The organism is Acinetobacter rongchengensis, assembly GCF_003611475.1.
Taxonomy (GTDB): Bacteria; Pseudomonadota; Gammaproteobacteria; order Pseudomonadales; family Moraxellaceae; genus Acinetobacter; species Acinetobacter rongchengensis.
Genome location: NZ_RAXT01000047.1, coordinates 1 through 24530, shown reverse-complemented (window position 1 = coordinate 24530; position 24530 = coordinate 1). Strand labels below are relative to the sequence as shown.

Here is a 24530-nt window from a genome sequence, read left to right as displayed (position 1 = left end):
ATAAAACGTCATCAGTTCAATGCTGTAAAGAATTTTTTTATGCTTTGATACAAAGGAATTCAAAAAATATTTCAGGTCAATCAGGGAATTCTTTATATTGAACTAATTTATATTCGAATTCGTATTGAAATATGTTAATAATTACACAAAAATCGATGACTTATCTATCAAAAGATAATATTGTTTTGTCTAGTCGAGATAATCAAATTGTTTTGAAACAGGAAGGACAACAAAAAATAATCATTGCTGTCGGAAGCCGACATGAATGGGAATCATCTGAACCTTTGCCATCAGATAGTCTAGTCATTAATCTTATTGCTGAGTCATTAAAAGCATCTGAATTAGCAGTAGATTTATGGGAAGTATTTTTGATATTTGTATTGTATAGTGGTTCATCTAAAAGTATGTGGCAGGAGCTAAAGATGACGTTTTCAGCTTTGTTTAGAAGAAGAATACCAGTCAAAATTTCAATTGACGATCCTGTTGTCTCAAGAGCTATTCGTAATAGTCTTTTACAATGCAAAGCTTCAAAGTTCTTAATACAAGAAAATGAGTAAAGAGTATTATTGTGATCATTTTCTATTAATCATAAAAAACCCCAATAAAATTGGGGTTTTAGGTGTTAGGTTTATTAATGTACCGCAGAAATTTTTTCTAAGAAAAATTTAGTACGTTCATGGCGTTCTTCAGGTTTATTGAAGAAATCTTCTGTCTTACAGTCTTCAATAATTTTTCCTTGATCCATAAAAATAACACGTGTTGAAACCTTACGTGCAAAGCCCATTTCGTGGGTTACACACATCATGGTCATGCCTTCTTTTGCAAGTTGGCTCATAACGTCGAGAACTTCACCTACCATTTCAGGATCAAGGGCAGAAGTCGGTTCATCAAACAACATACATACTGGGTCCATACATAGACCACGAGCAATAGCAACACGCTGTTGTTGACCACCTGAAAGTTGTCCTGGGAACTTGTCTTTATGTGCAGAAAGACCCACACGATCTAAGTATTCCAGTGCTTTTTTCTTAGCTTCTTGTTCAGAGCGTTTAAGTACCTTCATCTGGCCGATGGTGAGGTTATCTAAAACAGTCATATGTGGAAATAATTCAAAATGTTGGAATACCATTCCTACACGTGAACGGAATTGAGCTAAGTCAGTTTTAGAGTCTTTTAGCGCTGTTCCATCAACAATAATGTTACCTTCTTGGAATGGTTCTAAAGCATTAACAGTTTTAATCAGTGTTGATTTACCTGAACCAGATGGTCCGCAAACCACCACAACTTCACCTTTCTCGATAGAAGTTGTGCAATCAGTTAGTACCTGAAAATCTCCATACCATTTTGAGATATGTTGTATTTCTATCATTGGCATATCGATTCTCCAATTAACGAATAATTGCTATTTTTTGGTGTAAACGCTTCACAAGTCTTGAAAGCGCAAAGGAAATACAGAAGTAAACGATGGCTACGACTAAGTAGAAAGTTGCTTTAGTTTCAGCACCATAGGTATTCGCCAATGTATTGGCATTACCTAAAAAGTCTGGAGCACTAATCACGTATACCAAAGATATATCTTGGAACAGAACAATCGATTGAGTGAGTAGTACAGGAAGCATATTTCTAAAAGCTTGTGGTAATACAACGTTAGACATGGTTTGTCCGTATGTAAAACCGAGCGCATAACCTGCGTTGACTTGACCTTTAGATACCGATTGAATACCAGAACGTACAATTTCTGAGAAGAATGCAGCTTCAAAAATTGCGAAAGTCACTACACTTGAAAAAAGTGGCCCGTAGTATGTATCTGATTGGAATTCAAAAAATTTAGGTAGTAAAAAGTAAAAGATGAAGATGACTTGAATCAGTGGTACACCACGAAAGAAATCTACATAAATTTTAGCAAAACCACTGGCAATTTTATTATCAGAAAGTCGCATCATTGCAAGTGGTGTACCAATCAAGATACCGCCAATGACAGAAAGCACGGTCACTGTCACTGTGAATTTGAAACCAGCGAGTAAGGTTTGGATTACATCTTGGTTTTGTAATATGCTGAAATCCATAATTATTTACCCCCTGATCCTAACCCAGGAACAGCCATGCGCTTTTCAATCCAAGCCATAATGTATTTAATAGAATAGGTGATCACTAAATAGACTGGAGTAGAAAGAATAAGAATAACGATATCTTGGGATGTTTCTTCACGCATTGTTTTTGTGTATGCAAAGAAGTTAAGAACGCTTAATGCATATAAAACGGCTGAGTTTTTAAACACGTTCATCGCTTCAGATGTAAGTGTTGGCCAAACAATACGATATGCAACTGGTAAAATAACATAGCGATAACTTTGGCTTTGGGTTAAGCCAATTGCGAAAGCTGCATTTTTTTGTCCACGTGAAACGGTGTTGATCCCTGCACGAACTTGTTCTGCGATACGGGCTGCGGTATATAAACCAAGTGCAAAAACACCGATTACAGCAGGGTTATCATTGAGAATGTTTTGCCACCATCCACCATTGACGATTTCTCCACTACCTGTACTTAAGCTTTTTGGGAGAAATTCTGGAAATACAAAGGCCCAGAAGAAAAGCTGAACAATCAGTGGAATATTTCGAAATAGTTCTACATAGCAGGTTCCAATAAATGACAATGGTTTATTGGGTAATGTACGTAGTATACCGATGAGAGATCCGATAGCGAATGCCAAAAAGAAAGCTAAAACAGCTGTCCAAACCATTGTCCAAACTCCAGAACCTAAGAGTTGTAACCAGGTTGGTGCATCAGCAACAGGGGAGTAACTTTCACCACCAATTGCTTTACATACAGATTCTGCCCATGCCGCTTTATCTAAACTGTATTCGTTGGAAGGTAGACAATATGCTGTCCAGTTAAGTGAGCCTACTGACATGCGTGCTCCTTGCAATTTTAATTTTTTAAAAAATTATAGATCAAAATATAAGCTATATTTTGATCTATACACTATTTTCTAATAAGTGGGTAACTTAGTTGATACCAGCATCAGTAGGTTTTGCCATAAGCGCTTTGTAAGATGAGCTCATTGGCATATTCATGTTGACATTTTTTGGTGGAATTGGAGACAAGAACCATTTTTTGTATAAAGCAGCCATTTGTCCATTTTTCCACATAGTTGTTACAACACGGTCAGCAATTGCTTTAAAAGCTGCATCACCTTTAGGAATCATAATACCGTATGGTTCTGAAGATAGAACAGGACCAACAATTTTGAAATCTTTAGGATTTGAAGATTTTGCAATTAAACCTGCAAGAATATTATCATCCATTACGAATGCAGCAGCACGACCTGATGCAACCATTGCAAATGAATCTGAGTGGTCTTTACCGTAAACGTTATTCACATTTACTTTTTCACCTTTTTCACCCATTTTGATGTATTTATCAGAAGTTGTACCTTGAGTTGTTACAACTGCTTTACCATTTAAATCAGCAATTGATTTGATTGGTGAGTTTGCTTTTACAGCCATACGAACTTCTGTTGCATAGTAGTTCGTAGAAAAACCAACTTGTTGTTGACGTTGTACAGAATTGGTTGTTGTACCACATTCCATATCAATATTGCCTGCCAATATTTCTGGAATACGGGTTGAAGAAGTAACGGCTTTGTATTCAACTTTAAGATTTGGCATCTTCAATGATTTTTTCAGTTCATTTGCAAAGTTATTGCAAATATCTACTGCATAACCCATTGGTTTGCCGCCCACAACATAAGAAATCGGATCTGATGATTCACGATAACCAATAATGACTTTCCCTGATTGCTTAATTTTTGCAAGAGTATCTGCTGCTTGAACTTGCGAAAAAGCACCGCCCGCCATAAGTACGCCAAGAGTAGTCGTTAATACCTTTGTCGATAATTTCTTCATTTTTGAAGTCTCCATTTGCTTTTATTGAGCAATCTAACTTTAGGTTCGAATTGTTACATTTTTGGTGTTATGTATTTTGCAATACATGATCCGTCAAACACCGTATTCCTATTTATTTTTATACCTACCCTTTGAATAAGTAAAGAATAAAACATCATAAATAGTAAATTTTGATCAAAATATAATGTGATACTGATCACGATAGGTTTGGTATTGTATGTAAAAAAAATTAAATAAATAGAGGGTAAGGTATTTATTTTAGCTTATGCATTTTCAAACAGTATTTCTTTGTTTGATAATGAAATTGACAATATTTAATTCCAATCAACAGAATTTATTTTTAATAAAATCAATATGCAGGCTAAGATTAATTTTAGTTGATCAATAATAAATATTTTTTTACTGATTCATTCTTTTTTATGACTAGGCGCATATCACTCAATATGCTATAAAAAGTAAATAGGCATGAATTTTGCTTATTCTTATTTATGTTTGATACATGTTAACAGTGTGGGGCGCATTTCTATGAAGTTATCGGTTGGATTAAAAGTTGCAAACTCGTTGTCGCTTACGCCTCAACTGCAACAAGCCATTCGATTGCTCCAATTATCGAGTTTAGAGCTTGAACAAGAAATTCAAATGCAATTAGATAGTAATCCGCTGCTTGAAAAAGTAGAGGAGGAAAGTCATGAAAAGATTGAAAGTTTAGATACTATAAAAAAAGAACAACAAGAATATGAGCTTTCAGAGTCTTTAAATGCAGATCATCTACCTGATGAATTACCTGTGGATACCGATTGGGATGATGTCTATACACATCAATCTACTGCAATGGAACGTCCAGAGTTTGATGAGCGTGAAGATAATCATCATGCAGATGCATCATTAAAAGAACATATGCTTGGGCAAGTGAATCTGTTGCATTTTTCACCTGTAGATAAGTTAATTGCATACTGCATAGTCGATGCTTTAGATGAAAAAGGTTTTTTAGATGCAGATATCGAGGAAATCGTCAGTTCTGTACAACATTTATTACAACAAATGGATTACGAGGTAGAAATTGAGTCTGATGAAGTTCTTGTCGTTTTAAAGCATATCCAGCGCTTAGAGCCGATTGGAATTGGATCAAGGCATTTAGCAGAGTGTTTATTTATACAAATAGATGCTTTGCCAAATACGACTTTATTTAAAAAAGAAGCATTAATGCTGTTAAAACATTATGAGCTATTGGTGAGTAATGATTTAAATAAATTACTGAAGCAAACGGGGTTAAATGCGGATCAATTAAAATCAACCGTTGATTTATTGAAGACTTTAAAGCCTTATCCAGGAGCTGAATTTGAGCAAAAAGAATCAGATTATCAAATTCCAGATGTTGTGGTGTCTAAGAAAAATGAACATTGGCATGTACAATTAAATCCAGATATTTTACCTAAATTAAGAATCAATTCTTTTTATTCTGGAATGATTAAGCGTGCTGATCAAAGTGATGATAATCAATATTTACGTAATCAAATGCTGGAAGCAAAAAACTTTATTAAAAGTGTTGATGAACGGCATAAGACTTTATTAAAGGTTGCGAGTTGCATTGTGCGACATCAACGTGAATTTTTAGAAGTCGGTGCTGAAGGTATGAAACCACTGGTCTTACGTGATGTTGCGGAAGAGGTAGAATTACATGAATCTACCGTTTCTCGTGTAACGACCAATAAGTTTTTGCTTACGCCACGTGGTTTGTTCGAATTGAAATATTTCTTTTCAAGTCATGTGGGAACAACAGCAGGTGGTGAGGCTTCGTCAACAGCGATTCGTGCAAAAATCAAAAAACTGATTTCAGATGAAAATCCACGTAAACCATTGTCAGATAATACGATTGCAAATTTATTGAAGGATGATGGAATTGAGGTTGCTCGTAGAACGGTCGCAAAATATCGTGAATCGTTACATATTCCTTCATCTTCAGATCGAAAAGTCTTGATCTAATTTTTAAAATGTGACTATTCTAAATGTTCATTATGACCAAATAATGAATCGCTTGTTAGTTTTTTGAATGGTTAAAATGATGACATGATTTAGGGGTATTTCTCTAAATGAATTTTGACATGGGATCATTTTAACTATGACTTTCATATCTTCATGATGAAGGAGAGGGATCGAACTATGCAAATTACAATTCGTGGACACCATTTAAGTATTACCCCTGCAATAGAAGAAAGTATTCGAGATAAATTTACGCAGATGACAAAGCATATAGATCAAGTCAATAGTATGCAGGTGAAGTTGAGTAAAGATCATCAATTAGATAAACGATCAAAAAAAGGGAGTGCAAACCATATCGCAGAAGCGATTGTTCGACTACCAGGCGTCGAGCTGTTTGCTCAGGCTTGTGCAGATGATATGTATAATGCGATTACAAAACTCACCGATAAATTAAAAAGGCAGTTAGAACGACATCGTAAGATGCAGTTAAATTATCAACCTTTGTTGGTATCTGTGTAGAATAGAAAATAAAAATTTAAAAAAGAGGTTGCGAATACCTCTTTTTTTTATTGATAATTTTGTACGAGATAATGAATTATTTTGCAGAGTTATAGTAAAATATTCGGTTTTTACACTGTCAGTCCTATAATGAGGTCGATGCAATGAATAGTGAACAGCTCACTGAAATATTAAAAGCAGCTTTTCCTGATGCTGAAGTTGCTGTCAGTGGACAAGCCGGTAAATTTGACCTCCGTATTGTAGACGATCAATTTGAAGGAAAGCGCCCTGTTGCTCGTCAACAAACAGTTTATCAGCCACTTAACTCCTATATCGCAAGTGGTGCAGTACATGCTGTGACGATTCGTGCAATGACTAAAGAAGAATGGCGCAAAGCCAGTATGTTTGGAGCTTAAGCGTTAATGGATAAATTTCTCATTCAAGGCGGTGTAAAATTAGAAGGTGAAGTTCGCATCTCAGGTGCGAAAAATGCTGCTTTACCTTTATTAGCAGCCATGATCCTTGCAGATACGCCCATTACTCTAACCAATGTTCCAAATCTTAAAGACGTGAACACTTTGGTTAAATTGATTGGTGGTTTAGGTGTCACCATGACTTATCAAGGAGATACAGTCGTTGCAGATACATCTACACTCGATAATCAATTTGCACCTTACGAATTAGTAAAAACGATGCGTGCATCAATTTTGGTACTTGGGCCTTTGTTGGCGCGCTATGGTAGTGCTAAAGTTTCATTACCAGGCGGATGTGCCATTGGTTCTCGTCCTGTTGATCAACATTTAAAAGCACTTGAAGCTTTAGGTGCACAAATTGAGGTCGAAGCGGGTTATGTCCATGCAAAAGTGGATGGTCGCTTAAAAGGTGGCGAAGTCGTTTTTGATATGGTGACCGTGGGTGGTACAGAAAATATTTTAACGGCTGCCGTTTTAGCTGATGGTGTAACCACGATTCGTAATGCAGCGCGTGAACCTGAAATTACAGATCTTGCGCAAATGCTCATTAAAATGGGCGCAAAAATTGAAGGTTTAGATACAGATACATTGGTTGTTACTGGTGTTGAAAGTCTACATGGTTGTGAGTATGCCGTCGTTGCAGACCGAATTGAAACAGGCTCATATTTAGCAGCTGCAGCCATTACGGGTGGACGAGTTAGAACAACGCATACCGATCCAAACTTATTAGAATCAGTACTTGATAAATTCGAAGAAATGGGTGCAGAAGTCACACGTGGTGATGACTGGATCGAACTGGATATGATGGGTAAACGTCCTAAAGCTGTGAGCTTCCAAACTTTGCCACATCCAGATTTTCCAACAGATATGCAAGCACAGATCATGGCAGTCAATGCGATTGGTCGTGGTTTTGCAACAATTTCTGAAACGATTTTTGAAAATCGTTTTATGCATGTCCCTGAATTGGCGCGTATGGGTGCAAATATTCAGGTTGAAGGTAATGATGCAGTTGTTACTGGTGTGGAAAAGCTTTCAGCAGCCCCTGTAATGGCAACGGATTTACGTGCTTCATTCTCCCTTGTATTGGCTGCTTTGGCTGCAGAGGGCGAAACAATCATTGATCGTATCTACCATATCGATCGTGGTTATGAAGATATTGAGGCAAAATTACAAGGGATTGGTGCCCAAATTCAGCGAGTGAGCGAGACAAGTTAATGAGCGATATGAGAAACGATGATCCAAACTTTGACGTAATGGGCAATTTTGATCATGGTTTAACTTTAGCATTGAGTAAGGGGCGTATTTTAAAGGAAACTTTACCTTTACTTGAAACTGCTGGAATTAACTTATTGGAAGATCCAGATAAATCTCGTAAGTTGATTTTTCCAACCACACACAAACAAGTACGTATCCTTATTTTACGTGCCTCAGATGTGCCAACTTATGTGGAAAATGGTGCAGCGGATATTGGTGTCGCAGGTAAAGATGTTCTGATGGAACATGGGGCACAAAATGTCTATGAACCGTTGGATTTGAAAATTGCCAATTGCAAATTAATGACAGCGGGCAAAGTGGGTATGGTACGTCCAAAAGGGCGTTTAAAAATCGCAACTAAGTATGTCAATTTAACCCGTCAGTATTATGCAAGTCTTGGTGAGCAAGTCGATGTCATTAAACTTTACGGTTCGATGGAACTTGCGCCATTGGTGGGTTTAGGTGATTACATTGTCGATGTTGTTGATACTGGAAATACCTTGCGTGCCAATGGTTTGGAACCATTAGAAGAAATTTGCAAAGTATCTTCTCGCTTGATCGTGAATAAAGCCAGTTTTAAACGTAAACAAACTTTATTAAATCCAATTCTTGAACAGCTTGAAAAAGCAGTTGCAGAACGCCAAAAATAAATTCATGTATTGAATCTATTTTTGAGCATAAATGACCGTCCATACTTGGGCGGTTTTTTTATTGATATGAATCGGTGTTTATTTAATTTTTTAAGCTTCCATGGATATTGAATGTTGAATTATAAAAATCAGAAAGCTGAATTTCAAAATAGCTTAAAAAAATTCGAGTTTTACTTGTTTTAATAAACTTATTCCCTTTATTACGTTTTAAACTTTATGATCCATCAAACTTTCCTATCAAACTAAGCTGAATTGGTGATGCTATCTTGCCCACAAGAGAGACAAAACAAGGTAAACTAAATCTTTCCTAAACAACCTTGTGGGTAAATTGATGCGACGTTTATCGACTCAAGAGCAGAACTTTAAACAAGTCTTTGCTGACTTGTTAGCTTTTGAAACAGTGAGTGATCCTGAGCTTTTAAAAACAGTAGACCAAATTATTGCAGATGTCCGCCAACATGGTGATGCACATGTGCTTAAACTCACTCAACAGTTCGATCGACATCCAGCGCATCAATTTTCAGATTTAGAACTGTCTCAAGAGCAACTGAAAGTTGCCTTTGAAGGTTTAACCACAGAAGTACGTGAAGCGTTAGAGCTGGCAGCGAATCGTATTCGTACATTTCACCAAGCTCAAAAACAAGAAGGCTGGTCTTATGTGGACGCGTTGGGAAATACCCTTGGGCAAAAAGTAACACCGTTAGATCGTGTGGGAATTTATGTTCCTGGTGGTTTAGCCTCTTATCCCTCTTCGGTTCTGATGAATGCTGTCCCTGCACATGTTGCAGGTGTACAAGAAATTATTATGGTTGTACCCGCACCGAATGGTGAATTAAATCCATTGGTTTTGGCAGCGGCATATTTGGCTGGTGTACATCGGGTGTTTACGATTGGTGGTGCACAAGCTGTAGCAGCCTTGGCATATGGGACGGAAACCATCCCGCAAGTGGATAAAATTACTGGGCCAGGAAATCGTTTTGTCGCGGCAGCAAAACGTGCAGTATTCGGTCAAGTCGGAATTGATATGATTGCAGGACCTTCTGAAATTTTAGTTTATGCAGAAGGTGAAAATAATGCGCAATGGTTAGCAATGGATATCTTGTCGCAGGCCGAACATGATACGGTTGCTCAAGCAATTTTTATTAGCCCTGATGAACAACTTTTAAATGATGTTGCTCAAGCTATTGAAGCTCATTTAGCAGCTTTGCCTAAAGCTGAGATTGCACGAACTTCAATTGCGAATCGTGGTGCGTTGGTCTTGGTGAAAGATCGTCAAGAGGCAATAGATTTGATCAATCAAGTTGCACCTGAGCATTTAGAACTTTGTTTAGATGAAGCTGAACAAATGTCAGAAAGCATCCGCCATGCAGGTGCAATTTTCATGGGACGATATACACCAGAAGCGATAGGTGATTATTGCGCAGGTCCAAACCATGTTCTACCGACTTCAGGCACAGCACGTTTTTCATCGCCATTGGGCGTATATGATTTCCAAAAACGCTCAAGTTTGATTATGTGTACAGAACAAGGTGTGAAACCGCTTGCTAAAGCTGCCGATATTCTTGCTCAGCAAGAAAATTTGGATGCACATGCGAGATCAGCAAGATACCGTTATCAGTAATTGAATTATAGTCTAGGTGAAAAAACCTAGTTTTCTAAAACTCTAACCCTCTCCCTAACCCTCTCCTGAAAGGAGAGGGTATTCTAGTGACGAAAATCGTTTTGATCATTTAGAAGATGGAGAACCCTCTCCCTTTGGGAGAGGTTAGGAGAGGAAGGATATAAAACCTCATCCTAATCCTCTCCTAAAAGAAGAGAGAATATTGAGAAATTAAAATGTCAAATATCACAACTGAGCAAATGCGTTTTTGGAGTCCATCTGTACGTGAATTAGAGCCATACGTGCCGGGTGAGCAACCTAAAATTCAAAACCTATTAAAATTAAACACCAATGAAAATCCCTATCCACCTTCACCTAAAGTGGTGGCTGCTGTTCAAGCTGTTTTAGTGGATTCAGCAGATGCTTTGCGTCTTTATCCCGATCCTGATGCAACTGCTTTGAAACAGGCAATAGCAAAACAACAACATGTTGAGGTTAGTCATGTTTTTGTTGGAAATGGTTCGGATGAGGTTTTAGCACATATTTTTAAAGCATTTTTTGTGCAGGATAAGCCGATTCTTTATCCAGATATTACCTATAGTTTTTATCCAGTTTATAGTCAGTTTTTTGAAATCAGCACACAAACTAAAATATTGCCATTAAATGATGACTTTGAAATAAATGTTGAAGATTACAAACAGCCGAATGGCGGGATTATTATCACTAATCCAAACGCACCGACCAGTATTGCATTAGGATTAGAAGCAATAGAACAAGTGTTACTTGCAAATCCTGATTCGGTTGTTGTGATTGATGAGGCTTATGTCGATTTTGGTGCAATATCAGCGGTAAATTTAGTTGAAAAATATGATAATTTGGTGGTGTGCCAAACCACGTCTAAGTCTCGTTCTTTAGCAGGATTGCGTGTCGGTTTTGCAATTGCACAACCACATTTAATTGCTGCTTTAGAAGCCGTAAAAAATAGTTTTAATTCTTACCCGATTGATCGTTTTGCAATCGCTGCTGCTGTAGCTTCATTTGAAGATCAAGAATATTTCGAAGCACAATGTCAAAAAGTCATTGAGACTCGTGAGAAATTAACTGCGGATTTAGAAGAGATTGGTTTTAAGGTATTGCCCTCAAAAGCCAATTTTATCTTTGCTTCTTTAGCCTCAAAAGATGCAGCTGAATTAGCAAAACAATTACGTGAAAGAGGTATTATTGTTCGTTATTTCAATAAGCCACGAATTAATCAATTTTTACGTATCACCATTGGTACAGATGCACAGAATCAACGTTTAGTGGATACTTTGAAAAATGATATCTTGGTGTGATTGGATGATCTAAGAAAAAGCGTATTATTTAATAACCCTGCAAAAAAAGCGAATCTTAGGATTCGCTTTTCTGTGTAATAGGATTGTGCCAAGTATTAAGTAAATTAAGCATGGCAGAGACTTTATCAAAACATTCTTGATATTCTGCATCACAGTCAGATGCAATGGTGATTCCGCCACCTGCCCATACAGACACTTGATTTTGGTATTTTTGGATTGAACGAATTAAAATATTCCAAGAACCCGTCCCATCAAAATTGAAATATCCCATAGACCCGCAGTACGCACCACGTGGAGCACTTTCTAATTCTTCAATAATTTGCATTGCCCGAATTTTGGGTGCGCCTGTAATCGAACCACCCGGAAGGGCTGAAAGTAACATTTCAAAAGGGTTGATATTCTCTTTTAATGTGGCAGTTACCTCACTCACCATATGATGTACTTGGTTAAATGATTCAATATTAAAAAGTTTTGGGGTTTGAACAGAACCGACTTCTGCATAAACACTTAAATCATTTCGTAACAAATCGACAATCATGACATTCTCAGCTTGGTCTTTTTGAGAATGAATTAATGTCTGTTTAGATTGTTCATCTTGAACTGGATCTTGATAACGAGGCATGGTTCCTTTAATCGGTTTTGTCACGATTTTGCGATTGGCTTCAAAATTTATAAATAATTCAGGTGAACAACTTAATAATTCAAAATCATCAATTTTTAAATAACCAGAGTAGGGTGCATCTGTGAGCTGCCAAAATTGTTCAGCCGTATCAAGTAAATGACCACTCGCTTGTGCTGTAAATTCTTGAGTTAAGTTAATTTGATAACAATCGCCAGCTTTGATGTAATCTTGAATTTGATCAAATGCATGTGTGTATTGGGCTTTAGACCAAGTAGGACGACATGATGTGAGTAGTTGGAAATCTTGAGGATTATTTTTTGTGGTTAAGAGTAAATCTTGAATATATTGGAATAATTCTTCCGCGCAAGACTCAGTGCTGTAAAAAAACCATTGATTCTGCTCAAATTTTATAAATGTTTTATATTTTCCAATAAATAGATTGGGTTGATTCTTGAGCTGACAGTCAATGTTTTGTTGACTGGCATAATTATAATCAATAAACCCAATATACCCGCCTTGGAAAGAATTTGAATGTAGCATTGGGGCAGAAAATTCAATGAATTGATTGATTTGCGTTATATTCTGATTGATTTGATAGTTAAAAGTATTGTCTCTTTGATAAAAGTAAAGTTGGTCTTTTGTTGCAATACAATAACTTTCAGGTAAAAACGAAAGCAATAATTCACCTGAGTTTTTTAAATAAGTACAGCCAAATAACAGTTTAAATTTCTGCAATATATCTGAAATGTTTTTTGAGGAAAAATCTAATGGCTTCCGAAACATAGGGAGTTTTAACTCGATAAAATGCAAAATAATATCGACTATTTTACCTGAAAATTAAGCTTTAAAAAGTGTTTACCGTTTATCGGTTAGTTATCGTTTTTGACAAACAGCAGTTGAACAAAAAGTAACATGCAGTTAATTTAAAAAGGCAAAACGGACTACTCAAGGATTGAAGTTTCTGTTGTAAAAAAACAAAAACAACATGGAACTGCGGAGAGTGGTTAAAAATGAAAAAAAATGCTCTTGGGAGAGTACATATTATGAAATTATTCACTAAACTTGCTTTAGTTTCTGCAGTGGCTATCAGTTCAAACGCAATGGCTATGCAAGCAATGGATGATGCTGCACTAAGCGCAACAACTGGTCAAGATGGTATCTCTATTGGTATCGGTATTACCAAAGTTGAAATTGCTAAATTACATGTTTTTGATGGTGATGGTTTAAAAACTGATCAGGTTTTATATCAAAATTCAGCAGGTACAAATGTTGTAGGTAGTGATGTTGGTGGTACTGGTGATGCTGGTGCTATTACAATTAATAATGTTGTGGTATCTGCGCCTACAACAGATGGTCAACCGCTTGCAAGTACTGGTGCAAACTTAGATCTTACTCGTACTTTGGCTTCACACAACTTAGCTGATTTAACAATTGATACTGACGGTAATGGCGGTTCACCATTCCTAAATATAGCAGCTGCAGTATCTGGTTTAGATATTTCTTTGGGTAAAATTGAAGTTAATGATGTGACAGGTACTGCAGGTGCATATGTTGCAGGTACAGGCTCTGCTGAAATTTTAAGTGGTTTAAGCTTAAAAACAGGTAAAATGACTGCAAATATCCAATTAGGTAATACCCCACAAGGTGCAATGATCAAATTAGATGGTAAAATGATTGGCGGTCTTTCAATTAACAACCTAGCGCTTAAAGATGCATCTGCTGCTGGTGGTGGTTTTGTTGCAATTGGTGGTGTTAAACTTCATGATACTGGTAGTGCAGATCTAGCATTAGATGCTGATATCGCTGTGAAACCTACAGGCCTTGCGATTACAGCAATGAAGAATGCGGCTGGTACAGATATTTACCTAACTAAAGTCATTTTAGGTGGTGGTACTGTTACAGCACCTACGGTTGCGACTGGTTTTAATGGTACAGGTGCTGGTAGTGCAGCGATTGGTGATGTTGCAATCTCAGGTATGAAAGTATATAACGGTCTAGGCATGACTCCTGGTGCAGTAATTACGATTGCTGGTCACTAATTCAAATTTAAAAAAAGCGCGTTTTATACGCGCTTTTTTTTACAAAAAAACTTATGAAATACGACAAAAGTTCAAAAAAGTGCTGTTTTTTTTCTCAAAAAGCGTTATCTTCTAGTCACAGGGACGTAGAGTGTTCACTCTAAAAATAAAATTAACACTTTGGCAAAACACTGCCGCTACTTGATAGTTAGAATTATGTTAGAAATTACTTTAGGTTCGGCATTAATCTATTATTTTGCCAGCCACGCCTTAGATGTGAAACCTAAGCCAAAAGATGCTGTGTACTATACCGAGCTTGCGGATTCACGAGATAAATCATTTTCACGGAATCATCGTGAAGTGGTGACCATCAAACCTGCCTTAGAAAATCAGTTCCGCGGAATTGTACGTCAAGCGTATGATTACAGCTGTGGTTCCGCAGCGCTCACGACATTACTCAATGGCTATGTTGGCACTAATCTTACTGAACAACAGACCATGGAAGGCTTACTTCGTTTTGGGGAATATGATCGTATTATAGAACGAAGAAGCTTTTCACTTTTAGACATGAAGCGTTTTGTTGCTGCTATAGGCTATGAAAGTGGTGGTTTTAAAGGTGAGTTTACTGACCTGATTAATCAAAATCAGCCAGTTATTGTCCCTATTTCCTATGCTGGATTTAAACATTTTGTAGTTTTTAAGGCGTATAAAGATGGTCGAGTTTATGTCGCTGACCCTGCATTAGGTAATATCAGTTTCGACCAAGAACGATTCAAGCAAATTTGGGAAAATAATACTTTATTTATTGTAAATGTTGCGAAAGATCAACAACGTAATATGCTTGCTTTGCAAGATGCGGATATGCGTCATGTCGATGATGCGACCATAAACCGTTATGCATTGGTCGATGCGCAGTTTGCAACCCCTGATTATGCAGATCGAATTGCGGATAAAGCATCAACAATGCGCAAGGTTATTGACCGAGATGTTAACTCTGCGACATATAATCAGCCAATTACAACGTATATGCGACTCTATTATAAACGTAAGTAGAAGATGGACTAAAAATTAAATAACGGAATTGAATCTTGGGTAGGAATAAAATGAATAATCAATGGATGAAAAGAACTTTACTTGCAATTAGTATTCAATTTGTAATGGGGAGTTTGTATGCTGCGGAAGGAGCAAGTGATGTTAGTACTGACGAGGCAGCGCAACTAGATCAAGCTGTATCTGCCGATACTGCAAGCACTTCAAGCGCAGAGGTTACAAATCCGACGAATACAGCTACATCCACTCAAGAAGTGGCGATCAATAAAGATGAAACAAAGTCTTTAGTACCAAAACCTGGTTCTCAAGCAGCAGAAGCTTTGCAGAAGAAAGAGGGCGATGTTACTCAAGAAACCAATTTACAAGAAGTTTTTACTTCAAATGAGCGCCAATACTCGCTAATTAAGAAAGGTGAGTTTTCGACTTTTTATGATTTAGATTATTCTTATTATCGTGATAGCCAAATTAATGCAGGGATGAATGAAGGTCAACTCTATCAATTGCGTGTTGATGAAGATGCCAATCATACTATTACCAATACCTTTACTGCACAATATGGTGTACGTGATAATTTAACCTTTACTGCTTCACTTCCACTAGTTACAAAGTCAGACAGTTTAAAAGATACAACAACAGCAGGCTTAGGTGATATTAACTTAGGTGCACGTTGGGAACCTTTCCCATTAAAGGCAGGCCGTTTACCATTGATTTTATTCGGAAGTCTGTCAACCAAGACTGGTGATAGCCCATATGAAATTAATCCAGAAACAGACCTATCTACTGGTAAAGGTTATTATTCTGTAGGCGTTGGTGCGAGTACCCGTAAATACATAGACCCAGTCGTATTATTTGCTTCAGTTTCTGCAAACTATGGTTTTAAAGAAACAGGGCTTAATCAAGTACGCGGTGGTGGTAATTCCGAAGGGGAAGGCGGAAATCAAGCTGGTGGACGTATTTTAGATGAGTTCGATCCTGGAATGACAGGTGGATTCTCTTTTGGTTTTGCTTATTCATTTAACTACGATGTGTCGATGACCATGTCATATCAACAGTCGTTTAATATGAATACATCATTTAAATATAAACCAGTTGCTGGGATGTCTGATGAATATAAAGCAGCAGATCAGTCGAGTGGTATGTTCTCAATTGCTCTAGGGGTTCGTGTTAACCCTGAAACAATTGTTAATGGTACTTTAGGTATTGGTTTAACTGAAGATTCACCAGATATCTCATTAGGTTTATCTTTCCCGCTTGATATTTTGGGCTTTGGCAAGAAGAAAGCTAAATAAGGGGTGATGTATGAAAAACATACGATTGCGCCCATTAGTTACAGCGATTTTTTTGACAGGGTGCTCAACACAGGCGTTTGCACATTTAGGTTTAAACCTTTCTGTAGATATACGCTCATTAACAATGGGGAATGCTGTTACAGCTGACCCTCCTGGAATTAGTGCAATTCATTTTAACCCTGCAGGCTTAACTAAACTGAAAGGTTTACAGACTGATGTGCAGGGAATTATTGCAGATTTTAGTGTTCAACGAGAGTTCTCTGCTCCTGTTGGTTATAATGTATTCGGGTATTCTGATGACCCGCTCATCTGTAATGATACTGCGGACAATCCATCAAACCTCTGTACGGATTATAAGGACTCAGTAAGCGGTGATGTTGAATATGCAAGCCTCTATGTTCCAATCCTAAAAAAAGTTGTCGATTTAGGTCCAGGTTGGCCTGTTTTAGCACCTACAGGTGGAGTTTCCTATAATCCACCAGGTTCAAAATTCACTTTTGCAACGGCTGCATATGCGCCAATGGTCGCTGGTTTTGGTGCTGAAGACGGTAATCCTGGTAATTATATGGGACAGCAGATTGCGATTGAGCGTATTACCTATTTGTCACCATCGATCGCTTATCAGGTGAATGACGAACTTTCGATTGGTGCTTCAGTCGGCATGTCATATAACGCAATGGCATTAAAAACTGATTTAAGATTTCCCAATGAAATGATTGGTGTATTACGGATGATTGATGAGTCTGTGTGTGCGCCGTTCCGTAATAACTCAAATGTGATTACAGACTTATTATTATTTGGGATCTGTAATGCTGATGAAGGGATGAACCCGTTTGGTAAATTCGGGAAAATGGAAGTATCGCTTGAGCAAAGTCTAAGCCCAAGTTATAACTTAGGTTTGATGTGGGAACCGACAGAAGAATTCGGCTTTGGTATGGTCTACCAAAGTTCGGCAAAAATGCGCATGAAAGGTAAATACTTTATTGACAATGCCAATGCGCCTAGAGAGTTAATAAAAGGTTTAAACTCATCTGCTACAGGACAAATTTTAGCAGCGATTTTAGGTTTCCCAGGTTATATTCCACCGACGGAGTCTGGATTGATTGCAATGGATTTAGAATATCCTGCGCATTTTCAGGCAGGTATCAAATATAAAGTTTTACCTGATTTACAGGTCAATTTTGATGTAGGTTGGACCGATTTTAAAGCATGGGAAAAATTTAAATTTGAGTTTGATCGTCAAATTTCAGCACTTAAAATTGCAAAACTATTATCAAATAATGTAACTGATCAATCATTAGCATTACCATTAGGCTTTAAGTCACCTTGGAGTTGGGGCATTGGGGTTGAATATTCAGCCAATGACCGTTTAACGCTACGCGCAGGGTATGAACCTCGTGCCAGTTCAATTCCAGATGATAAACGTAATACCATGGTGCCCATTAACAATGCACAGTTGTATGGTTTAGGACTGACTTATCGTTTTGATGAAGATACTGATATTGACTTGTCTGCTGGTTATTTGCGTAGTAAGGACAATATTCCTGCAAACACCAGTAGTTTAGCCAACCAAACAGGTGTGGATAACTTACTGCTCAATCCATATGCAGGTTTAAATGTGAAAACAAAAACGGATGTAATTATCTTAGGTATTAACTATAGAACGAGATGGTAATGCGTTTGAAAATGAGTAATACAAAAGCTTTAAAACCATTATGGCTAGCCTTAGGCATGAGTCTAGCTATAACAACCCCTTACGCCGCAAATTTTTATACAATCATTGGACCAGATGGACATCCAATGATTGTGCAAAAACCTATAGATACTAAAGAGATATCTAAAAAGCAGACGGCTAAAATACAAGAGCCTCAAAAGCAAATTCCTAAAAGTGCAGACACTCAAATAAAAAATACAGAGTTAGCACCTGTAATTCAAAACAAACAAGTGATCGATCAACAGAGCAAAGCACAGCCTGTCTTAAAAAATAAACCGATAGAAACACAAACCAATAGCCAAGTTTCTGTTCCTCAACAGCATAAATCTGAGTCCAAGCATAAGATTGAACAGCAAAAAGAACAACAAAAGACAAATGTTACCGATCTAATTATTATCCAGCAAGAAGACAAACAAACTCAAAAATCAAGCGTTGTTTTAGTAGAAAAAACACAACCTACTCCAGTTGTTCAATCGTTACCTTCTAAACAACCTGTTAAAAATATTGAACAAACAGCAGTTATTGCTGAATCATCTACGCAAAATTTAGCTTCATCCCAAACCCAAGTACAACAGAAGCAAAGTGAAAATAATCATTTCACTGTGATTGATGGAGAAAAATATGTCAATAATGAATATTTGGAAGATCAAGAATTTAACTTAGAAGGGAAAAAACGATTCTACATGACGCCTGAAGTCGGTGCTGTTCATGGGCGTTATGAGACAATAGAACGCCAAAAGGGTTTAAGTGCTAGTTTATTAGATCGGATCCGTGGTAATTCAAAAGTAGTTGAAAATAAAGCAATTGTATTAGCGCCTACGTATTATCGCTTACCACAAAATGAAGTCATTCAAAACCTTGAAAAAAGTTGTTTTACTGGGAAAAAAGTTCAAAAAGCAAAAAAACTATCCATAAAAAATCAAGAACTTGGGATTTGGCCAGTTGCTCCAATTAAAGAAAGTTTTGCCTACGAAGTTGTTGAATTAGATTCACAAGTGCAAAATGTTTTACTTACCTCATATGCATCGTCTTCAAAAATCCCTTCATATTATTGGCCTTTGGTGGTTTTTCTTGATCAGCAAGGTTGTGTTTTAGAAGGTGTAAGTGGTTTTAAAAATGAAGAAATGCAAGATAACAATATACAATTTTCTGCGATGGAAGGGGTGTTGAGAAAGCCTGAAAAAGCAGTTTATATGTTTTTAACCCCTTTAGCCTCAGCAATAGATGTTGAAAATAAACAATTAACAAATCATGGACAAATTAAGCTGAGTGTTATTCAGTAAGGACGTAATGATGAAAAAAAGATTTTTAATCCCTTTTGCCTTAACAGGTTTAACACTTGCGCTCGTTGGTTGTGGCGGCGGTGAAAGTTCAACTGTGCATGAGAATCCATATCAAGGCATAAAAACCTATACCAATGGATGTGATGCAGATTCTACAGAAAAATGCTTAGGGTTTTACGTCGATTATCCAGTTGAAGGTTTAAATTTTGACTGTAGCACAGATACTCAAAACCATTATTCAACAAAAATAGAAGGTGGTTTGGCTTCAGGTGGATGCCTGATCGGAGATAAAGCAAAATTCTTCATTCAAGGAACTGAATCTCTAAGAAAAATTACATTAGGTGATGTCGATTTATCTAAAATTAGACCATTAAAAGTTAGTGGTCAGCCAGCAGCAATAGGTTTAGTTGATATTGCAACAGCAATGACAGGTAAAGCGCCGACCAGTATGACCATGAATGATGATACTTTTAAAGTCACAGTTGGGTTGGTTCGTGTATTACAAGCGATTGCTGTAGAGCAAGAGGCGAATCAAGCGGGTGATATACAACCAGTTGAGCTTAGTGAAAAAATTAAAAATAATTTAAAAAATTTGGTCACAGATGTTGGGCCTGCTGATTTCCTCGATGGGACCTATGTTGAGAAATTAAAGCCGTGGTTAAATGTAAGCGCAATCGATGAAAATACGGCAAAAGAAACAGCGCAACGGTTAATTCAACAATCTTTGGTGAATATTTATTCAACAAATTTCTTAATTTTTAGCGGTGCTAACGTTGATCTTCAAGGCTTTACAGGCAAGAGTGATTTAAGTACCAAGAATGAATCGATTGCCAATATGTACCTTGTAACAGACCGTCAAGGCTATTCAATGGGTTATGCTATGCAGTGGGTAGGCATACCTCAAAAAGTTGAAGGTAGTACTATTGCTGATTCATTATTAAGATTTCAATTGTTAAATCAAGCCCTTCCACAGAAATTGAATGTAGACGCACAGCAAGGTTGGATTAGTCCGTTATCACGTAAAATTGCCACTCCATTGGCATTTAAGTCAGATAGTAATAGCAGTGATCAATTAGAAATTTATCAAGGTACATTAGTCAATAATACCAATATTGCGGGTACAGAAGATATGTACAAACGTGCGTCAGGGACAGCGACTGCACCAACAGATAACACTGTTTACGGTAAGTGGCGTCAAACCTTAAACGGTGATCAATTGTCTGGAGGCATTGATGTTTATAAAACCAATCCTGCTAATTATTTAGATAAACAAGTTTTTCTTACTCAAAAGACGGTTAAAACGGGTGAGAAGTATTATTTCCCACTGTATGTAAATTTAACTTTTGCATTTGATAATCCTGAAGTTAATCCAAAAACACAGACTTTAGGTATTGTGATTGATGAAAATGGCGATATTCGTACCAATATGACATCTGCAACGGATTTGTCAGGTACACGTTGTGATAGTGAGAATTTTGACAAAACTACCTATCGTTATACTGGTTCAGATGTGCAGCAATATCGTGTCGGAACAACAGGGACAGCATATATCAATGGTAATGTAGAAAAATCGATTACTTTACGTATGATTTTAGCCAATCCGATCTTTAAAAATCTTGATGGTGTTTTACTTGGGTTAAATGAAACACTTGTTATTGCACCAACAGATGGTACTAATATCGAAAAAAGTGCAATTGCCTCAGGTGGTATTCGTTTAAATCTTCAAAGATTGATTAATGAGCAAAATACTTCAAGCGGTGTCAATATTACCAGTTGGTCGGGTGATACTACAACACAAGCCACTTGGATTAATTTACAAGCCGTTTATCAAACTATTTATAATAGTGTTGAAGCGAATAAAGCAAAAGTAACACCTGCCCAAGCTGAATTGGCAAAACGAACTTCAGGTACATTATCAGTCAGCTTACCAAGCTGTTATACCATTAAAACGAAATCATAAAGTGGATTTTGCCGATCAAAGCTAGCCTATAAAATAACCCCAACTTTGGTTGGGGTTATTTAATTAGATTAAATTTTATTGTGTTTAAAATAAAAACTTAACCTGTTTGATCTAAACGAGTACCTAAAGTCTCTAAATGCATCGGGAAATTATTGTTTTTACGATCTTCAAAATAATGTCTTAAGGTACGTTCGACACTTGGAAAAGCCAAATCATTCCAAGGAATTTCATGTTCTTCAAATAAACGACTCTCAATGGTTTCTTCACCAGCACCAAATACACCATCTCTGATTTGTGTCTTGAATAACACATAAATTTGACCGATACGTGGAATATTGTACATGCAATAAAGCTGTTCGATATCTACTTCCGCTTCTGCTTCTTCACGTGTTTCACGTGCTGCACCTTGTTCCATCGTTTCGAACAATTCCATATAACCTGCTGGAAGTGTCCACAAGCCATAACGTGGTTCAATCGCACGGCGACACAACAAAACTTTATTTTCCCAAATAGCGAGTGCACCACAAATCACTTTAGGATTGACATAATGAATGGTACCGCAGTTGCTACAGACTTTACGGACTTTTTGATCACCTAATGGTATTTTTTCTATTGTCGTTTGACCACAAGCAGTACAAAAACTCATAAGCTTCATTGAAAATTTGAGATAACTCAGCATAACTGAAAAAATTTAGTTTCGCATCATTTATAGCCTTATCTATAAAATTTCATATATGATGTAATGAGAATTAGAAGTAAGAGTGTCGTAAATGCTGGATCAAGAGTTAACCCAAGTATTGCAAAATCGGTTACGTTTTGGCAAAAGAACACATCCTGCCAATGCCGCAGTTCTTGTCGCAATCACTCAAGAAAAAGATCCGAAAATCTTACTCACTAGACGATCTGCTTATTTATCCAATCATGCAGGTGAGGTTTCTTTTCCAGGCGGTAAACGTGATCCCAATGATACAAGTAATATTGTTGTCGCATTACGGGAGGCGTGGGAAGAAACAGCGCTCAATCCTTTTGATGTACAGCTCATTGGAGATTTACCCATGGAGCGTGCTAAAAGCGGAATGACCGTAAAACCTGTTGTGGGTTTAATTCCTCCAGATACAAACTTAATTGCTCAACCGACTGAAATAGATCGTATCTTTTATGCACCCATTCGGAAAATGATGGAGGCGCAACCCATCCCTTACGAAGTCCGATTGGCACATCAATCTGTTTATTTTCCCAGTTTAAGAATTGAGAATGAAGTCATTTGGGGATTAACCGCTCGAATTTTAATTTCACTGTTTAAGTATGGTTTGGATTATCAGAAAAACTGGCCTTTTTTACTTAATCCACCTACATTTAGCACTAAGATTTTTAATAAAAATGGTTTCAAGGACGACTGAATATGATGTACAAATTTAAAGGTTATGCACCAAAGGCATTGCATGAACCTTTTGATGGTTGGGTTGCGGATAATGCAACCGTGATTGGTCAAGTTGAATTTGGTCAACAAGTTAGTGTTTGGTTTGGTGCAGTGATTCGTGCGGACAATTCTAAAATTCGGATTGGTGATTTTAGTAATGTTCAGGAAAATGCTGTTCTGCATACCGATGCAGGTATTGAACTTAATGTCGGCAACTATGTGACCATTGGACATCAAGCAATGTTGCATGGTTGCACGATTGGGGATAATAGCTTAGTGGGGATTAATGCAGTCATTCTTAATAATGCAGTGATTGGGAAGAATTGCATCATTGGTGCAAATAGTTTAATCCCAGAAGGGAAGATGATTCCTGACAATTCTTTAGTCGTTGGTTCGCCAGGGAAAGTTGTCCGTACGTTAGATGAAAATGCAGAAAATCTATTGAAAATGAGCGCTTTGCACTATGCATCACATTATAAAGATTTTATCGATTTAGAAGAATTTCAATTCGAAAAATGATTTTAAAACAGATGAATATTTGAAAATAAAACCAAGAATTAATTCTTGGTTTTATTTTGGCTGTTCATTATATATTTGGCTTTGGTGCTAAGCGCTCGCACTCTTGAAATGAGTGGAGTATCATAGTCAGCATTTTTAATACAGTTAAGGTTGTGCATGAAATTGCTGGCATTGGAAACTGCCAATGAGCAGTGTTCCGTTTCAATTGTTGATGAAACAAAAACGCTATATTTTCAACTTGATGAACGAGCAAAGGCACAAACTCAAACCATTTTACCAATGATTGAGCAGGGCTTTGTGCAAACTCAAATTAAAAATGAGCAACTCACTGCGATTGCTTTTAGTCGAGGCCCAGGCTCATTTAGCGGTGTGCGTATTAATGCTGCTGTGACACAAGCTTTGGCTTGGGCAAACGATATTCCTGTCACTCCTGTTTCAACTTTGCAAGCACTCGCTCAAGCTGCGTTTAGATTACAACAATTGACTGAAGTCACCGCTGTATTAGATGCGAGAATGAAAGAAGTCTATATGGCGAGTTTTAAGCTAGATCAAAATAATATCATGCAGCTTGTCGATGAAGAAAAGCTACTCGATTATCAACATGCCGCTGAATACCAAAAATATACATTGATTGGTTCAGGTTCAGCTTTAGTTAAGGAATCCGCTATAGAGTTTCAGCACATTACTGCGACAGCCGAAGATGTTGCGACGATTGCACGTCAAAATGCAATTGAAAAACATTGGTTCAGTGCTGAACAGGCGTTGCCCGTATATTTACGTGATGATGCGTGGAAAAAAATTCCAGAACAAGGCAAATCATAATCAGTTTTTAGATTTAATTTTTAGGATTGAACATGGATCTTTTACTGCTTCTTAAAGCAGCTATCATGGGTATTGTTGAGGGTATTACTGAATTTTTACCTATTTCAAGTACAGGACATTTAATTCTTGCCTCTGAATT

General features: G+C 37.2%; 24 protein-coding genes. 18 read left to right on the top strand and 6 right to left on the bottom strand.

Annotated features, from left to right (window positions below):
• Window positions 1-131 precede the first annotated feature (131 nt).
• Window positions 132-557 (top strand): hypothetical protein, encoded by a 426-nt coding sequence (locus tag D7V20_RS15325; RefSeq protein ID WP_120385001.1) that lies wholly within the window; start codon window positions 132-134, stop codon window positions 555-557.
• Between the two features lie 74 nt (window positions 558-631).
• Here the strand turns inward: D7V20_RS15325 and D7V20_RS15320 are convergent, their stop codons facing one another.
• From D7V20_RS15320 to D7V20_RS15305, 4 genes are all read right to left on the bottom strand, one after another.
• A complete protein-coding gene (locus D7V20_RS15320; protein ID WP_120385000.1) occupies window positions 632-1375 on the bottom strand; it encodes an amino acid ABC transporter ATP-binding protein in 744 nt (247 codons plus the stop codon).
• A 13-nt stretch (window positions 1376-1388) separates the two neighbouring features.
• Window positions 1389-2066, bottom strand: coding sequence for an amino acid ABC transporter permease (locus D7V20_RS15315; RefSeq protein ID WP_120384999.1), 678 nt, complete (start codon window positions 2064-2066; stop codon window positions 1389-1391).
• Between the two features lie 2 nt (window positions 2067-2068).
• Window positions 2069-2911 (bottom strand): amino acid ABC transporter permease, encoded by an 843-nt coding sequence (locus tag D7V20_RS15310; RefSeq protein WP_120384998.1) that lies wholly within the window; start codon window positions 2909-2911, stop codon window positions 2069-2071.
• 94 nt (window positions 2912-3005) lie between these two features.
• Complete coding sequence (locus D7V20_RS15305; RefSeq protein WP_120384997.1) at window positions 3006-3905, bottom strand: amino acid ABC transporter substrate-binding protein; 900 nt, start codon at window positions 3903-3905, stop codon at window positions 3006-3008.
• Between the two features lie 525 nt (window positions 3906-4430).
• On the opposite strand from D7V20_RS15305, the gene D7V20_RS15300 reads away from it, so the two are divergent.
• The 7 genes from D7V20_RS15300 to hisC all read left to right on the top strand — a co-directional run bounded on the left by D7V20_RS15300 (window position 4431) and on the right by hisC (window position 11694).
• Window positions 4431-5888, top strand: a complete 1458-nt coding sequence (locus D7V20_RS15300) for an RNA polymerase factor sigma-54 (protein WP_120384996.1) — start codon at window positions 4431-4433, stop codon at window positions 5886-5888.
• Window positions 5889-6065: 177 nt separating this feature from the next.
• The gene (gene hpf, locus D7V20_RS15295; protein WP_120384995.1) at window positions 6066-6404 is read left to right on the top strand and encodes a ribosome hibernation-promoting factor, HPF/YfiA family; all 339 of its coding nucleotides are present in this window, start codon (window positions 6066-6068) and stop codon (window positions 6402-6404) included.
• Between the two features lie 143 nt (window positions 6405-6547).
• Window positions 6548-6799 (top strand): BolA family iron metabolism protein IbaG, encoded by a 252-nt coding sequence (gene ibaG, locus D7V20_RS15290; RefSeq protein WP_010116465.1) that lies wholly within the window; start codon window positions 6548-6550, stop codon window positions 6797-6799.
• A gap of 6 nt (window positions 6800-6805) precedes the next feature.
• Window positions 6806-8071: a UDP-N-acetylglucosamine 1-carboxyvinyltransferase gene (murA, locus tag D7V20_RS15285; protein WP_120384994.1), complete on the top strand. Its 1266-nt coding sequence runs from the start codon at window positions 6806-6808 to the stop codon at window positions 8069-8071.
• Entirely contained in the window at window positions 8071-8760 is a 690-nt protein-coding gene (gene hisG / locus D7V20_RS15280) for an ATP phosphoribosyltransferase (RefSeq protein ID WP_120384993.1), read from the top strand. The genes murA and hisG overlap by 1 nt, the downstream gene beginning before the upstream one ends.
• A 319-nt stretch (window positions 8761-9079) precedes the next feature.
• The gene (gene hisD, locus D7V20_RS15275) at window positions 9080-10381 is read left to right on the top strand and encodes a histidinol dehydrogenase (RefSeq protein ID WP_120384992.1); all 1302 of its coding nucleotides are present in this window, start codon (window positions 9080-9082) and stop codon (window positions 10379-10381) included.
• Between the two features lie 215 nt (window positions 10382-10596).
• The gene (gene hisC / locus D7V20_RS15270) at window positions 10597-11694 is read left to right on the top strand and encodes a histidinol-phosphate transaminase (RefSeq protein ID WP_120384991.1); all 1098 of its coding nucleotides are present in this window, start codon (window positions 10597-10599) and stop codon (window positions 11692-11694) included.
• A gap of 55 nt (window positions 11695-11749) precedes the next feature.
• Here the strand turns inward: hisC and D7V20_RS15265 are convergent, their stop codons facing one another.
• A complete protein-coding gene (locus tag D7V20_RS15265; protein ID WP_120384990.1) occupies window positions 11750-13099 on the bottom strand; it encodes an anthranilate synthase component I family protein in 1350 nt (449 codons plus the stop codon).
• A 260-nt stretch (window positions 13100-13359) separates the two neighbouring features.
• Between D7V20_RS15265 and filA the strand changes: the two genes are divergently transcribed.
• The 6 genes from filA to filF all read left to right on the top strand — a co-directional run bounded on the left by filA (window position 13360) and on the right by filF (window position 21630).
• Entirely contained in the window at window positions 13360-14355 is a 996-nt protein-coding gene (gene filA / locus D7V20_RS15260) for a putative pilus system protein FilA (protein WP_120385002.1), read from the top strand.
• 195 nt (window positions 14356-14550) lie between these two features.
• A complete protein-coding gene (gene filB / locus D7V20_RS15255; RefSeq protein ID WP_120384989.1) occupies window positions 14551-15387 on the top strand; it encodes a putative pilus system C39 family peptidase FilB in 837 nt (278 codons plus the stop codon).
• Between the two features lie 50 nt (window positions 15388-15437).
• Complete coding sequence (gene filC, locus D7V20_RS15250; protein WP_120384988.1) at window positions 15438-16673, top strand: putative pilus system protein FilC; 1236 nt, start codon at window positions 15438-15440, stop codon at window positions 16671-16673.
• Between the two features lie 10 nt (window positions 16674-16683).
• A complete protein-coding gene (gene filD / locus D7V20_RS15245) occupies window positions 16684-18348 on the top strand; it encodes a putative pilus system OmpP1/FadL family transporter FilD (protein WP_120384987.1) in 1665 nt (554 codons plus the stop codon).
• On the top strand, window positions 18348-19670 hold the full coding sequence (gene filE, locus D7V20_RS15240) for a putative pilus assembly protein FilE (RefSeq protein ID WP_120384986.1): 1323 nt from the start codon (window positions 18348-18350) through the stop codon (window positions 19668-19670). The genes filD and filE overlap by 1 nt, the downstream gene beginning before the upstream one ends.
• Window positions 19671-19680: 10 nt before the next feature.
• The gene (gene filF, locus D7V20_RS15235; protein ID WP_120384985.1) at window positions 19681-21630 is read left to right on the top strand and encodes a putative pilus system protein FilF; all 1950 of its coding nucleotides are present in this window, start codon (window positions 19681-19683) and stop codon (window positions 21628-21630) included.
• Window positions 21631-21727: 97 nt separating this feature from the next.
• Here filF and D7V20_RS15230 read toward each other — a convergent pair whose 3' ends face one another.
• Window positions 21728-22276: an NUDIX hydrolase gene (locus D7V20_RS15230; RefSeq protein WP_120384984.1), complete on the bottom strand. Its 549-nt coding sequence runs from the start codon at window positions 22274-22276 to the stop codon at window positions 21728-21730.
• A 124-nt stretch (window positions 22277-22400) separates the two neighbouring features.
• On the opposite strand from D7V20_RS15230, the gene D7V20_RS15225 reads away from it, so the two are divergent.
• The 4 genes from D7V20_RS15225 to D7V20_RS15210 form a co-directional block, all read left to right on the top strand.
• Entirely contained in the window at window positions 22401-23030 is a 630-nt protein-coding gene (locus D7V20_RS15225; RefSeq protein WP_120384983.1) for a CoA pyrophosphatase, read from the top strand.
• A 2-nt stretch (window positions 23031-23032) separates the two neighbouring features.
• A complete protein-coding gene (locus tag D7V20_RS15220) occupies window positions 23033-23569 on the top strand; it encodes a gamma carbonic anhydrase family protein (protein ID WP_120384982.1) in 537 nt (178 codons plus the stop codon).
• Between the two features lie 156 nt (window positions 23570-23725).
• On the top strand, window positions 23726-24391 hold the full coding sequence (tsaB, locus tag D7V20_RS15215; protein WP_120384981.1) for a tRNA (adenosine(37)-N6)-threonylcarbamoyltransferase complex dimerization subunit type 1 TsaB: 666 nt from the start codon (window positions 23726-23728) through the stop codon (window positions 24389-24391).
• Between the two features lie 32 nt (window positions 24392-24423).
• A partial coding sequence (locus D7V20_RS15210) for an undecaprenyl-diphosphate phosphatase (protein WP_328588411.1) occupies window positions 24424-24530 on the top strand: 107 nt, incomplete at its 3' end.

Excerpts from the sequence above, each read along its gene's own strand:
- D7V20_RS15320 (WP_120385000.1), bottom strand. The coding sequence starts at position 1,375 with ATGCCAATGATAGAAATACAACATATCTCAAAATGGTATGGAGATTTT.
- filD (WP_120384987.1), top strand. The coding sequence starts at position 16,684 with ATGAAAAACATACGATTGCGCCCATTAGTTACAGCGATTTTTTTGACA.
- filA (WP_120385002.1), top strand. The coding sequence starts at position 13,360 with ATGAAATTATTCACTAAACTTGCTTTAGTTTCTGCAGTGGCTATCAGT.
- ibaG (WP_010116465.1), top strand. The coding sequence starts at position 6,548 with ATGAATAGTGAACAGCTCACTGAAATATTAAAAGCAGCTTTTCCTGAT.
- murA (WP_120384994.1), top strand. The coding sequence starts at position 6,806 with ATGGATAAATTTCTCATTCAAGGCGGTGTAAAATTAGAAGGTGAAGTT.
- hisG (WP_120384993.1), top strand. The coding sequence starts at position 8,071 with ATGAGCGATATGAGAAACGATGATCCAAACTTTGACGTAATGGGCAAT.
- filF (WP_120384985.1), top strand. The coding sequence starts at position 19,681 with ATGAAAAAAAGATTTTTAATCCCTTTTGCCTTAACAGGTTTAACACTT.
- D7V20_RS15230 (WP_120384984.1), bottom strand. The coding sequence starts at position 22,276 with ATGAGTTTTTGTACTGCTTGTGGTCAAACGACAATAGAAAAAATACCA.
- filC (WP_120384988.1), top strand. The coding sequence starts at position 15,438 with ATGAATAATCAATGGATGAAAAGAACTTTACTTGCAATTAGTATTCAA.
- D7V20_RS15265 (WP_120384990.1), bottom strand. The coding sequence starts at position 13,099 with ATGTTTCGGAAGCCATTAGATTTTTCCTCAAAAAACATTTCAGATATA.
- D7V20_RS15315 (WP_120384999.1), bottom strand. The coding sequence starts at position 2,066 with ATGGATTTCAGCATATTACAAAACCAAGATGTAATCCAAACCTTACTC.
- tsaB (WP_120384981.1), top strand. The coding sequence starts at position 23,726 with ATGAAATTGCTGGCATTGGAAACTGCCAATGAGCAGTGTTCCGTTTCA.
- D7V20_RS15325 (WP_120385001.1), top strand. The coding sequence starts at position 132 with ATGTTAATAATTACACAAAAATCGATGACTTATCTATCAAAAGATAAT.
- filB (WP_120384989.1), top strand. The coding sequence starts at position 14,551 with ATGTTAGAAATTACTTTAGGTTCGGCATTAATCTATTATTTTGCCAGC.
- D7V20_RS15305 (WP_120384997.1), bottom strand. The coding sequence starts at position 3,905 with ATGAAGAAATTATCGACAAAGGTATTAACGACTACTCTTGGCGTACTT.
- D7V20_RS15310 (WP_120384998.1), bottom strand. The coding sequence starts at position 2,911 with ATGTCAGTAGGCTCACTTAACTGGACAGCATATTGTCTACCTTCCAAC.
- D7V20_RS15225 (WP_120384983.1), top strand. The coding sequence starts at position 22,401 with ATGCTGGATCAAGAGTTAACCCAAGTATTGCAAAATCGGTTACGTTTT.
- filE (WP_120384986.1), top strand. The coding sequence starts at position 18,348 with ATGCGTTTGAAAATGAGTAATACAAAAGCTTTAAAACCATTATGGCTA.
- D7V20_RS15220 (WP_120384982.1), top strand. The coding sequence starts at position 23,033 with ATGATGTACAAATTTAAAGGTTATGCACCAAAGGCATTGCATGAACCT.
- hisC (WP_120384991.1), top strand. The coding sequence starts at position 10,597 with ATGTCAAATATCACAACTGAGCAAATGCGTTTTTGGAGTCCATCTGTA.
- D7V20_RS15300 (WP_120384996.1), top strand. The coding sequence starts at position 4,431 with ATGAAGTTATCGGTTGGATTAAAAGTTGCAAACTCGTTGTCGCTTACG.
- hpf (WP_120384995.1), top strand. The coding sequence starts at position 6,066 with ATGCAAATTACAATTCGTGGACACCATTTAAGTATTACCCCTGCAATA.